The 11,824-nt window shown below is 46.3% G+C and carries 12 protein-coding genes; 5 read left to right on the forward strand and 7 right to left on the reverse strand.

All coding sequences use genetic code 11. The features are described 5' to 3' along the window. Positions 1–38 precede the first annotated feature (38 nt). The 3 genes from pruA to ACLWBD_RS05405 all read right to left on the reverse strand — a co-directional run bounded on the left by pruA (position 39) and on the right by ACLWBD_RS05405 (position 4,202). Complete coding sequence (gene pruA, locus ACLWBD_RS05395; RefSeq protein ID WP_413569891.1) at positions 39–2,987, reverse strand: L-glutamate gamma-semialdehyde dehydrogenase; 2,949 nt, start codon at positions 2,985–2,987, stop codon at positions 39–41. 139 nt (positions 2,988–3,126) lie between these two features. Further along, positions 3,127–3,714 (reverse strand): fumarylacetoacetate hydrolase family protein, encoded by a 588-nt coding sequence (locus tag ACLWBD_RS05400; RefSeq protein ID WP_063209179.1) that lies wholly within the window; start codon positions 3,712–3,714, stop codon positions 3,127–3,129. Then, the gene (locus ACLWBD_RS05405) at positions 3,711–4,202 is read right to left on the reverse strand and encodes a phosphoglycerate mutase family protein (protein WP_063209181.1); all 492 of its coding nucleotides are present in this window, start codon (positions 4,200–4,202) and stop codon (positions 3,711–3,713) included. Before ACLWBD_RS05405 ends, ACLWBD_RS05400 begins: the two co-directional genes overlap by 4 nt. Before the next feature lie 84 nt (positions 4,203–4,286). Here ACLWBD_RS05405 and ACLWBD_RS05410 point away from each other — a divergent pair, with 84 nt between their 5' ends. The 3 genes from ACLWBD_RS05410 to ACLWBD_RS05420 all read left to right on the forward strand — a co-directional run bounded on the left by ACLWBD_RS05410 (position 4,287) and on the right by ACLWBD_RS05420 (position 7,139). After that, positions 4,287–5,186 (forward strand): Hsp33 family molecular chaperone HslO, encoded by a 900-nt coding sequence (locus tag ACLWBD_RS05410; RefSeq protein WP_413569893.1) that lies wholly within the window; start codon positions 4,287–4,289, stop codon positions 5,184–5,186. Between the two features lie 124 nt (positions 5,187–5,310). After that, positions 5,311–5,871, forward strand: a complete 561-nt coding sequence (locus ACLWBD_RS05415; RefSeq protein WP_413569894.1) for a hypothetical protein — start codon at positions 5,311–5,313, stop codon at positions 5,869–5,871. A gap of 95 nt (positions 5,872–5,966) precedes the next feature. Then, on the forward strand, positions 5,967–7,139 hold the full coding sequence (locus tag ACLWBD_RS05420) for a sensor histidine kinase (protein WP_413569895.1): 1,173 nt from the start codon (positions 5,967–5,969) through the stop codon (positions 7,137–7,139). Here the strand turns inward: ACLWBD_RS05420 and ACLWBD_RS05425 are convergent. The 4 genes from ACLWBD_RS05425 to ACLWBD_RS05440 form a co-directional block, all read right to left on the reverse strand. Continuing rightward, the gene (locus tag ACLWBD_RS05425; protein WP_413569896.1) at positions 7,136–8,059 is read right to left on the reverse strand and encodes a hypothetical protein; all 924 of its coding nucleotides are present in this window, start codon (positions 8,057–8,059) and stop codon (positions 7,136–7,138) included. The genes ACLWBD_RS05420 and ACLWBD_RS05425 overlap by 4 nt on opposite strands. After that, a complete protein-coding gene (locus ACLWBD_RS05430) occupies positions 8,056–8,526 on the reverse strand; it encodes a hypothetical protein (protein ID WP_413569898.1) in 471 nt (156 codons plus the stop codon). Before ACLWBD_RS05430 ends, ACLWBD_RS05425 begins: the two co-directional genes overlap by 4 nt. 66 nt (positions 8,527–8,592) lie before the next feature. Then, complete coding sequence (locus ACLWBD_RS05435; RefSeq protein WP_413569900.1) at positions 8,593–9,318, reverse strand: coenzyme F420-0:L-glutamate ligase; 726 nt, start codon at positions 9,316–9,318, stop codon at positions 8,593–8,595. Between the two features lie 4 nt (positions 9,319–9,322). After that, positions 9,323–10,321 carry an isocitrate/isopropylmalate dehydrogenase family protein gene (locus tag ACLWBD_RS05440; RefSeq protein WP_063209202.1) on the reverse strand — a complete coding sequence of 333 codons (999 nt, stop codon included), beginning with the start codon at positions 10,319–10,321 and terminating at the stop codon, positions 9,323–9,325. A gap of 467 nt (positions 10,322–10,788) precedes the next feature. Between ACLWBD_RS05440 and ACLWBD_RS05445 the strand changes: the two genes are divergently transcribed. After that, positions 10,789–11,430, forward strand: coding sequence for a matrixin family metalloprotease (locus ACLWBD_RS05445; protein WP_413569902.1), 642 nt, complete (start codon positions 10,789–10,791; stop codon positions 11,428–11,430). Positions 11,431–11,539: 109 nt separating this feature from the next. Further along, a complete protein-coding gene (locus ACLWBD_RS05450) occupies positions 11,540–11,776 on the forward strand; it encodes a hypothetical protein (RefSeq protein WP_063209206.1) in 237 nt (78 codons plus the stop codon). The last annotated feature ends 48 nt before the right edge of the window (positions 11,777–11,824 follow it).

Genomic DNA, 11,824 nt, shown 5'->3' on the forward strand with positions numbered 1-11,824 from the left:
CACTACGAAGCCTTTTTAGTTTTAAAAGAGTTTCGAAACTATTCTTCCGCGGGAGCAAAACCACGACGAAGAGTGTTCTCTGTCACGGCCGCTGGCTCCATGTATTGTTTCAAGTAATCAGGGCCGCCGGTTTTAGAACCGATACCCGACATTTTGAAACCACCGAATGGATGACGATCCACCATCGCACCGGTGATGCCACGGTTGATGTACAAGTTCCCTACTTCGAATTCTTCTTTTACGCGAGCGATATTGGCAGGGCTTCGAGAGAACACACCACCAGTTAAAGCGTACTCTGTGCTGTTAGCGATTTCCAAAGCTTGATCCAAGTTTTTCGCACGGATCACCGCCACCACTGGTCCGAAGATTTCGTTTTGCGCTAGTTTTGAGTCGCCTGCGACATCGCCAAAGATTGTCGGTGGAACATAGAAACCATTTGTTGGCACTTGGCCCTTGAATAAAAGTTTCTGAGTCTTTTCGTTTTCCGCAATTGTGTTCATGATACGCTCGTGCGCCTCTTGATCCACAACCGGGCCCATATAAGCTTTTGGATTTTCAGCCGCAAGGACCGAGATCGACTTCGCCGCTTCCACCAAACGATCTGTGAAACGATCATAAACCTCATCAAGAACGATCACACGGCTGGCTGCTGAACACTTCTGACCGCTAAAGCCGAAAGCAGAGTACAAGACACCATCCACGGCTTCATCAAGATCCGCATCGTTATCGATGATCACGGCATTTTTACCGCCCATCTCGATAATGCATCTTTTCACGTGAGTTTGGCCGGGTTGAACATGAGAAGCTCTGTTTAGAATATGAAGACCGACAGCTTTAGAGCCGGTGAATGCAATGGTCGTCGTGAATTTGTGGTTCACAATGTGTTCGCCCACTTCTTCACCGAAACCAGGCAGGAAGTTGATAACACCCGCCGGGAAGCCCGCCTCTTGAACAAGCTTCATCAAACCGTAAGCCACCACAGAAGATTGTTCTGCAGGTTTCATCACCACGGTATTTCCAGTCACCGCCGCGGCTGTCACCATGCCGGCTAAAATCGCCAACGGGAAGTTCCAAGGAGCAATAACGGCAGTTACACCACGTGATTTATAGATGTAGTGAGAAAGTTCACCAGGCAATCCACCCACGCGCAACGGCTTTTGCAGGTGGCGCATGTCGCGAGCGTAATAACGGCAGAAGTCGATGGCTTCCGCGACGTCACCATCAGCTTCGGCCCACGGTTTACCCACTTCCATCACTTGAGTTGCGATCAATTTGAATTTATCGCGAACCATCAAGTCAGCTAGCTTATCAACCAAAGCCGCACGCTGTTCACAAGGCACATTCTTCCAAGTTTTGTAAGCAGCTTGCGCGGCCTGCATTGCTTGTTCGGCATGTTCGACAGAGGCCATGTTGATCTTACCAACCACTTGGGAAGATTCAGAAGGATTCACGCGATCAAAGTTTTTATCCGTGCGAACTTCTTTGTTGTTGATCACAACAGGAACATTCACGGGCAAAGACGCCTTCATGTCAGCCAGCGCTTTGAGCATCTTTTCGCGATCTGCTTTCACAGCGAAATCAAGAAGAGGTTCATTATAGAACTTGCCTGGTTTTTTAGGAAGGACCGGAGACGTCGGAGTCAAACCTTGAGCAGGGTCTTTCAAAAGTTCTGCTGTTGTTTTGTTATCCGCGAATTTTCCGCGCAACCAAGATTCGTTGGATGAGTTCTCAAGCAAACGGCGAACGAGGTAAGCCATGCCCGGGATCAATTCACCTACGGGAGCATACTCACGCATGCGGTAACCCATGTCGACGATAGTTTTCTTAATCGGCTCAGCCATTCCGTAAAGCATTTGGAATTCCAAAGCTTCTTTTGGAATATTCAATTTTTCAGCATAGACCATACAAGCCGCGATAGTTCTGACGTTATGAGACGCAAAAGCCGGGCGGATGTATTTGATGTTTTCAAGGAAGTACTTCGCGCACACTTCGTAGTTGGCGTCGGACTCGGCTTTGTTCGTGTAAACAGGAACGGGCCAGCCGCGTTGTTCAGCTTCAATAGTTTCGTAGTCCCAGTAAGCACCCTTCACTAGGCGAACCCAGAATGGAGTGCCGCGAGTTTTTGCGAAGTCTGTCAACATTTTGCAGTCTTCGAAAGAATCACGAAGGTAAGCTTGGATCACGATACCGAAGTATTTGTAGTTTTTAAATTCAGGCTCATTGATAAGCTCTGTGAAAACTTCCAAAGTCAGGTGTTTTACAGAGTACTGTTCCATATCCAGATTGATGAACACGCCTTTTTGCATTCCCAAACGGAATACGGGACGCATACGATCTTTCAAGATTTTCTTCGTTTCATCCCAAGCTGTGTCTTTGATTTGCGAGTAAAGTGCTGTCATTTTCACAGACACGTTTACTTTCGGCATTGCACCTTCATGATCGCGATCAATCTGTGGAACTTCATCCCACTTTTCAGCGTCTTTCGCGAGCCAGTTCACAAGTTCCACGTATTTGTTCGTGTACTCTTGCGCTTCTTTTTCAGAAAGAATGGCTTCACCCAAGATGTCGACAGTGAAAGTCATTTTGTTTTTGCGCGCTTTTTTCAGTACCGGCAACGCCTCGTCAGGGTTTTCACCCGTGATAAACATTTGCGCCATACCCACGACGTTTTTCTTAATAGCACCGGCCATCAAGCCCGGAGCCAAAGAACCCAATCCCAAACCCACGTTGAAAACAGGAGGAAGTTTTCCACCATCTTCAGCAAAGTATTCTTTCAAGTGGCGAGCGACTTCATCACCCGAGTTGATAGAAGGAAGTACGTCCACAAAGCGGAACATGTTGGTTTTGAATTTTTCATTTTTCATACTCCATTCCATGATGGAGCCGTACCAGAAATCTTTTGAGAAAATGGAAGCCTTTGATTGGCCTTCCATACGCTTCATAATCTCTTCGCCGCGCGCGACGATTTGCGATTGGATGTCGTTCATATTTTTACCTCAATGAGAGGGCCGCATATTCCCTCTAGGGAAGTAAAAACTCAAGTAATTTGCAGGAACAAAGTCGGGGAGATTTGATAGAATTGGACCAAGGCGTCATAGAGTGAAAACGCCTTGGATTTATAGCGAATTAAACGACTTTCCAGCTGTGTTTCATCTTTCCTGGAATTTCAGCTTCCAGAAGATCGCCTTTTTTAAAGGCACCCACACCCGGAGGAGTCCCTGTAAGAAGTAAATCCCCGGGCATCACCGGGAAGTGGGTACGCACAAACTGAAGCAGCTCTTCAAAGCCAAAGATCATTTGGGACGTGTTGCCTTGTTGGCGAAGCTCGCCGTTCACCTTCAAGACGATATCCAGATTTTTAAGATCCTCTAAGTCAGAAACCGGAAAAAACTCAGAAAGGGGACAGGCGCCTTTGAAGCTTTTTGCTAATGTCCAAGGCTGGCCTTTTGCTTTCAGCTGGTTTTGTTTTTCGCGATCCGTAAGATCTAAAGCAATGCAAGCCGCATCGATTTGCAAGTTGTCATCAAACTGCAAAGCCAGCTCTGTTTCGTAGTGCAATTCATTTTTCCAAGACGGGAGATGAAGCTCTTTCGCTGCTAAAGTAGCGCAGCTTCCCGCCTTTAAAAACAACAAAGGTTCTGTCGGCACTTCGTTGCCAAGCTCTTTTGCGTGTTCAGCGTAATTGCGACCCACAGCCCAGATATTTTGAATCATAAATGCACCCTTTTAAATTCGATAAACTCAAAGACACCATCGCTTTTCACTTCAAAGCCCACGTACTGACAGGGGCTCCAGTGAGAATATTCTGAATCCGAAAAATCTTTATCACTGGGAACTACGGCTAATGCTTCCACCACCAAATCATAATGCGAACACAAGAAAACCACGGCCTTTTTGTTTTCAGCCAAACGCTCAAAAAGTTTCTGGATACGTGAGCGAAACTCCGACAAGTTTTCGTCGCCTTGTTGCTCTAACAGCTCATCTGTATTTTGTAAGGGAAGATCGAAGTGCTGAGCCAAAGGACGGAACGTGCTATGGGTGCGCTTCTTCGGGGACACCCAAAGCTCTGTCGGCGTCGGCAATTCTTTTTTGAGCACCTTGTCGAGAAGTTTTGACGCCTGGGCATGACCCTCGGCCGTCAAATCCGGATCGCCTGAAAAATCCATAGCTTTTTGTGCATGTCGAAAGAGGTAGATCTTCATCGGGGTGCGCTCTCTTATACTTGAATTTATTGGGTGGCCCTGTTACGTTGCGATTTAGTTTTCCATAAGGTCTGGGAGTTTGTCATGAGTAAAGAGCGTGTTCATCGTTTTGTTTCTAAAGATTTAACTGTGCGTATTGCCGCAGTGAACGCGACTGAAGTTGTGAAGCATATGCAAGATCTCCAGCACACCTATCCGTTGGCGACAGTGGCGGTGGGCCGCAGCATGGTGGGTGCGATTTTGATGGCGTCCCAATTGAAAGATGGCCAAATGGTCGGTCTTCTTTTCCGTGGGAACGGCGCTTTGCAAAGCGTTTATGCGGAGGCCTCTTATGACGGCCATGTGCGTGGTTACACTCCAAACCCGCAATACCAACCTCCTACTTATGACAATGGATTGAGTTTGAAAGAGGCCATTGGAAACGGCACACTGAGTGTGGCTCGTCATCAGCCTTTCCAAAAACAACCTTTCCATGGAACTGTGGAATTGGTGAGTGGTGAAATCGGTCAGGACATTGCGCACTACTTGCATCAGTCACATCAGATTCGTTCCTTGGTTTCATTGGGTGTGTACTTAGATACTTTTGGTAAAGTGCAGGCCGCGGGTGGTGTGTTGATCGAAGTCATGCCGGGCGTGGAAGAGTCTGTCGTCGAAAAAATTCAACAGAACTACGAAGAGAAAAAGCCTAATATTTCGAAAATGTTGATGGAAGGTGCGACTCCAGAACAACTGGTGGCTCCATTCATGGATGGAATTCCATTTGAAGAATTAGAGCATGACAAATCCTTAGAATATTTCTGCCCATGCACAAAAGATCGCGTCGTACGTGCACTAGAGACATTGGGTGAAGAAGAGCTTCAAGATATGATTAACAAGAATGAAGAGGCTGATGTCACTTGTCAGATCTGTGGCAAACCGTACAAGGTCTCTGTTCCTGAAATTCAAGATATCAAAAATAGAATCCATAAAGAATCCATGCATTAGTTTTTTGGCGCGAGCGCAGACAGCGCTCGTGCTCTTGTCCGCATCTTTTGCTTTCAAATTCAGTTGCAAATTTCTAACTCAGAAATTTTCCCGGGCTGTGCTACCACATTCTGAGGAGACTTCTATGAAAAAAAATTCTTTATTCGTAGCTTTGCTACTGGGTTCAGTTTCTGCTTCCGCAGGCAGCTCAAGCTATGTTTGTAAAAATCAGTCGGGCACGGTGATCATGGATGCAATGGCGTCGGGGCTGGATGGAATTATTAACATTTACTATGAGCGCAACGGAAAGAAACATCACTATCGCGGTGATGTCGCTATAAAACCTGGCTATGCGAAAGACACTCCGCCAGAGAATTTTCTTTTGGCTCTGCCAACAACTAACATCAAAAAAGTGTCCGAGAAGTGCGAACAAATGCACGTCATTCAAGCCGATGGCACCGAATGCTACGGTCGTGAAGCTTGGAATATTGTGACGGAAGTGAATTACCTGATCAGTGCCTCAAATGGAAATGCCGTCTTTACAGATGAAAAACTGGGTGCAGATTCTCAAGTCGAAGGCAAAACAGAGCAGGGGTATATTCATGATCGTTTTAGCTGTCTGGATTCGGGCGTTACAACGGCCGGAGGCTGCTTCGCTGAAGAAGATAGTCAGCTAATTGAATGGGTAGAAATCCCTTGTAACTAGCGTCAGTCACTTCTTGGCAGGTGTCTAAGTCTTTGACACCTGCGGAGCTCTGTCGTTGAGGCCATGCCGGATTCAAAATTGCTCTTCCAAAAGGCATGAGCAAAACCACCTCCTATTTACTGAAAAACCGCGTCCTGCTATGGCTGGGGATTTTGTGCGGCATGAGCCTTTTAGTGGGAGCCTTGAGTTTTGCTTACGAAGTCCATTCGGCAAAAACATCCGTCGAACGCTATGTTGGAATTTGGGAAGATGATATTGCTCGCGCCAAGATCTTTCAGGGCGATCCCAGCCTGCAAAACAAAATTCTAAAGCAGCTTAAAGAAGTTCACGCCGCTGTAGGCACAACGGAAGTACAAAACCCGGAACAGTTGCAATGCGCGTTTTCTACGGACGTACCTATCACTTACAATTCATTGCCATCAGGATCCATGCGCGTATGTTTTAGCGCGCTTGATTTAGTTCTGCGCTCTTTTCTTTCACCGGTGTTTATGGTTGGAATCCTTTTAAGTTTTTTCTTCATCGGTTTTGCCGTTCGCCGCGAATTCTTAACCCGTCTGCATGAACAAAAGCTTGAAGCCGAATTGGCATTGAATAAAGAAATCGCCAGCATCTCGCGCCAAGTGGCTCATGATATTCGCGGGCCTTTAATGGCCTTAACGACGCTCAGTCGTCTTTCCCACGAAATGAGTTCGGAAAAGAAAGAGCTCTTAAATCTGGCCGTGTCCCGCATTGGTGGCATTGCGGAAGATCTTTTGAATAAAGGCAAGAAACAGGAAAAGACGACAACCACGGAAGAGCGCAAAGCGGACGATCTATCCTTAGTGACAGAGACGCTTTTAAAGGAATACAGATTCTCTCATCCTGATGTGACATTCACCTTGCATAAACATATCAAAAGTTCTGAAGTTCCTATTGCTTTAGAGGCGATCAAAGTTCAACGCATCCTAAGCAATCTATTAAATAATTCTTTAGAGGCTTTACCTGCATCAGAGGCAGCCATCAACTTGACTCTTTTAGAGCGTGATGAACATTGGCTTTTACAAATTATGGATAACGGCAGTGGGATTCCCGAGGACGTTCTTCCGAAGCTGATGCAAGAGGGCTTTACTCACGGGAAAGAAAACGGTCATGGTTTAGGTCTTTACGACGCCAAGAAAACTTTAGAGTCTATTGGTGGAGAATTGCAATTGCGCTCAAGATGGGGTGTTGGAACACAAGTGGTTTTACTTTTTCCCAAGAACCGAGAAACCGAAGCGCAGATATCTTAATTTTCTAACTGAATTCCCAAAACATTTTCGATGGTCTTATCGTAGACGTCTTTTTTGCGTGGCCTAGAGAGGCCAGAATCTTTCTTTCTGAGGACACCCAGCTCTTTGGGAACAGAAACGTAAAGATCCTGAACTTCGCCACCCGCACGAAGTTCAAATTTGTATTCTTCGTCCCGGCAGGTAGCAGTGAAAGAAGCCTGCTCTGGCAATCCCTTTTGTGGAGTCAGTTGCAGTTCACTGACGTTCAAGGTCGTGACCTTCATGTTCAGATTTTTTTCAAAAGGATTTTCAATATTTTCAATCGCGCAGGGAAAAAGTAAAACAGTCGGGGCGCCAATGGAAACTTGGATCCTAGGGGATAGTGCCAAGTTTTGAGTTGCTGAATTTTCAATCTTCATTTCAGAAACCAAAAGTCCCCAAGGATTTTCTAGAGTTCTTTCCGTGTTCTGCAACTTTAAGCTCGTTGTTATATAAAGCTGACTTTTTGTCGCCTCATCGTTCTTTGCCGCAGCTTCGGTGATTTGTAAATGCGTTGTCGCCTTATAACTTCCATCCTTTTGCTGTTGTAAAGTGACGATACGGCTTAAATGAGACAGATTTTTTTGTTGAATCTTTTCACGCAAACGACTGACTTCGCGCACACGGTTGTCGGCTAAAGATCCGATCATCAAAGAGGTTAAAGAGGTTTGCGACTGCCAGAAGTTATTTGAGTCGTAGTTATAGTAACGATCTAAGAACTGACGCAAAAAAGTGAGTTTTTCCATTTCGCCAACTTGGGAGTTTTGTAAAACACCTTTTGCCGCGTCCATCGTGATTGCAACCACGCGAGGATTGTTTTTAATTTGCCAGTACTTATAACTGACAAAGACAGCCCAAAGAAAAGTGAGTAGGAGAAGGGCAGAAAGAACTTTTACTTTCATTGGTCGCCTTTTTCTAAAGGCAGAATCTCAATCATTTGATCACGGTGATATTTTTTATTTGGGCCTTCATCCACCCATTGATCAATTTTGTAAAGTTTGATGCGGGCTTTGCCACTTTGAAAGTACTTCTTATCGGCGGGGCCCTTGGTGTCTTTTAAGAGGGTCGCTGGTCCGTTTTGAAAGAAGTCCAACTGCGCCTTCATTTTTTCATTTTCTAAGCGCATCACTTCCATATCTTTTTCATCATTGAAATAGTAGTTCGCGGCGACAGCGGTCACAACACCCAGGATTCCACCCCAGTACATCGCGTGCAATTCAGGGCGCTCATCATCCGGTGCGGTCGCAGCGCCAATCACAGCCCCGACACCAATACCGATTCCGGTCGTGGCCAAACGACTTTTTTGATTTGTAGAGCAGGCAGAAATAAAGAGGGCACACACAAGCAACAGCAACAATGATGATTTCATATAGACAAGTCTAAGTTTAAACACCAAAGACTGCAAACACTGGCTGGCTGGCTTTAAGGCTGGAAATTATTTAAGAAGATGCTTGTACAAGGGAAGGTACATGTCCTCGTCCATCTCGACTTCCCAATCTTTGCGACAAGGATGATCAGTGAATTCGACATTGGCACCCGAAAGAATCGCAAGCGGGCAGCGCTCGTTGGCTTCGCCCATCATCAACACCGCCGAAGCCGCTAAGCTGTCAGCCACATTGATCTTGGTCATCTTCAAAGGGCGACCAAAGATATCCTCTTGGCCGATCATATTGCGCAGGGGATGAAATCCCGCCAGCGACAATGTGACTCCCGTCACGCCTAAACGCAAAGGTCCAGTGCGAGAGTCGGTTAAGAGTACACCCAGGTCTTTAATTCCTAAACGTTCGCGAAGGGCGGAGCGAATTTTTTCTGCGGAAGCGTACGGCTCTAAAGGGTAAAGAATGTAATCGCCGTGTTCAGAATTGGATTCGTCAATACCGGCCGCAGGTAACATAAGACCATGCTTAATCGTCAGGCTGACTCCATGTCCGATTTCACCTAAGTAGTGATCGGCTTCACGACGGATCAATGATTTTTTATCGATATTAGCTAAAGACTCAAATCGATTTTCAGCAATACTGACAATCTTTGAAGTGATTGCCAGGATTGTTTTTTCTTTCCACAACAAAGGATCGACAGAACGGATGATGAACTCCACCAAATCATCGCCTTGATGAAAGACATCAGTTTGAATCGGGGTGATCATCATCGTTTTTGTCACGGTCTTATCCTAGTTTTTGAATGATAGCGTCTGTGAAGGACACCGTTGAGCCTTTACCACCCAGATCTCCGGTACGTGCGTTCACGTCAGATAGCGCGGCCACCAGTGCTTTCATGATCGCGTCTGCTTTTGCATTTTCATGCACGTGCTGAAGCATCATCACCGCGGATTGAAGTAAAGCTGTTGGGTTGGCTTTATTCTGTCCAGCGATGTCGGGGGCAGATCCATGAACAGCTTCAAAGATCGCCGCTTTTTCACCGATATTGGCGCCTGGAACAACTCCCAATCCACCCACAAGACCGGCACAGAGATCACTTAAGATATCCCCGTAAAGATTTTCAGTGACGATCACGTCAAACTGTTGAGGCTTTGTCACTAACTGCATGCAGGCATTATCGACGATCACATCTTTGGTTGTGATCTCGGGATATTGCCAGCCGATTTCTTGCGCGACTTTCAAGAAAAGGCCGTCGGACATTTTCATGATGTTTGCTTTATGAACGATGGCCACGCGATTGCGGCCTGTGCGTTGAGCAAGGTCATACGCATAGCGAGCAATACGCTCAGAACCTTTGCGAGTGATGCGCTTAATGCTTTCTGCGGTGTCTTCATCCACCATGCGCTCGATACCTGCGTACAGGTCTTCGGTGTTTTCACGAACGATGGTTAAATCCACATCGTTACAAACGCAGTTTACTCCAGGCAAAGAACGAACCGGGCGGACGTTGGCGTAAAGATCGAACTTCTGTCTCATCGTTACGTTGATTGATTTATGACCGCCACCCACGGGAGTTGTCGTTGGACCTTTGATCGCCAGTTTATTTTTATTGATAGAATCGACGGTGTTCTGAGGAAGAAGTTCACCCAAAGTATGCAAAGCCACTTCGCCGGCTTGATGCTCTTCATATTCAAAAGGAGCTTTAACGTGCTTAAGAACGCGGATCACCTGAGTCATGATCTCAGGACCAATACCATCACCAGGAATCACTGTGAGTTTAGTCATTAACGGAAGCCTTTCTATTTGTGGCTTAGGTTTTAACACATTCGCGCGCGGACTGGCAGGGGGAGTTTTTTAACTCCCTACCAGGGAAGGTAGGATGTGGTGATAAGATGTGAGGGCCGCCAGGATTTCCCGAATGGGTGAGAGCCCGAAGAGTCTCATTTTGAGACTTGCTTTTCCTATAGAGCAATCGCCGGACCAACTGTTTCGGAGCCCTTTTGCACCACACTTTGCGGCGAAGGGGTGTCAGCTTTCTTTACACGGACAAAGTTCAAAGAATCCAAAAGCTTAGGGGGATTTTTAGCCCTTGTCCAGGAACGAGACACTGCGGTTTAAACGAAGCCTAAAAATGCAGCAGGTTTGAATAGGGAAGACAAAGCCTTGTCATTCTAGTGACTTAGGTACCGGCAAACAGAGGAAGCATTGTGGTCCCATCCTTGTAATAGAAACCCTTCGTGGAGGTCGCTCTCATGTTGAAGTGGCTTGGGACCGCGTTGGTCCTTATTACAGTTATATCGATTCAAGCCTGTGCGCCGAAGTCTCAAGAAGACTGCGGTTTCGTGCAAAACGTGTATGGCGAACGCATCTCTTGGAAAAGCGATGTTCCTGTCACGATGTATATCCACGCGCAAGTTCCTGACTCTATGATTCCAGCTATTTTGAAAGCGGCAGACACGTGGGAAAAAACCGCAGGTCGCAAACTCTTCAATATCGTCACGAGCACTCGTTATACAGGTCCGATCAATCCCCACAAGGACAGCGTCAACGTGATCTATTTGATGTCTTCTTGGGAGGACAACCGCGCTTCCGAACAAGGTCGCACGAGTGTTTATTGGATCGGGGATCAAATTAAAGAAGCAGATATTCGTTTAAATGCCGCTGATTTCGGATTTTACTGGAACGGTCAAACTCTGACTAGAGCTGCAAAAACAGATCGTCAGGGCTCAGCTCCTGTAAATATCGAAGCGCTTGTTCTGCACGAAATGGGACACGTTTTGGGCCTGAAGCACAAAGATGGCGCGGGTTCCGTGATGGCAACGTATTTGGCGAGCGGAGATGATCGCGTGAACTTAGCGGGAGCCGATCAAACGGCCCTCCAGTGCGAATATTAAGGCGCTCAGCATTGTAAAAACTTTATGTAAGATTATTTAAGTTGTTGGATTCGAAAAAAGCTAACTAGACTTTGAATTCTGCGCTTCGTGCAGGGTGAAGGAGAGCAAAATGAGAGTGATCACATTAGATAAAAACGCAAAGGTTGAATCGTCTGTGGATTCTTATTTGGGCTCAATCGAAGAATTGTCTCCCATGGTACACAAGTCTTACCATGAACTTGCGGATACTCCTGTTATCGAAAAAGATTCTTTGGCGCAACTTCACGCCAACATTGAAACTCTGACGGATCTTCAAGCGCGTTTATCTTTCCTTATGCGCGAAGTTCGCTACCTAATGAAAGTGTAGTGAGACCGCTTTCTCTCCACCATCGGTGGAAAAATTACGAACTACGAA

It is taken from the genome of Bdellovibrio sp. HCB117 (genome assembly GCF_047305915.1).
In the GTDB taxonomy this organism is placed as follows: Bacteria; Bdellovibrionota; Bdellovibrionia; order Bdellovibrionales; family Bdellovibrionaceae; genus Bdellovibrio; species Bdellovibrio bacteriovorus_B.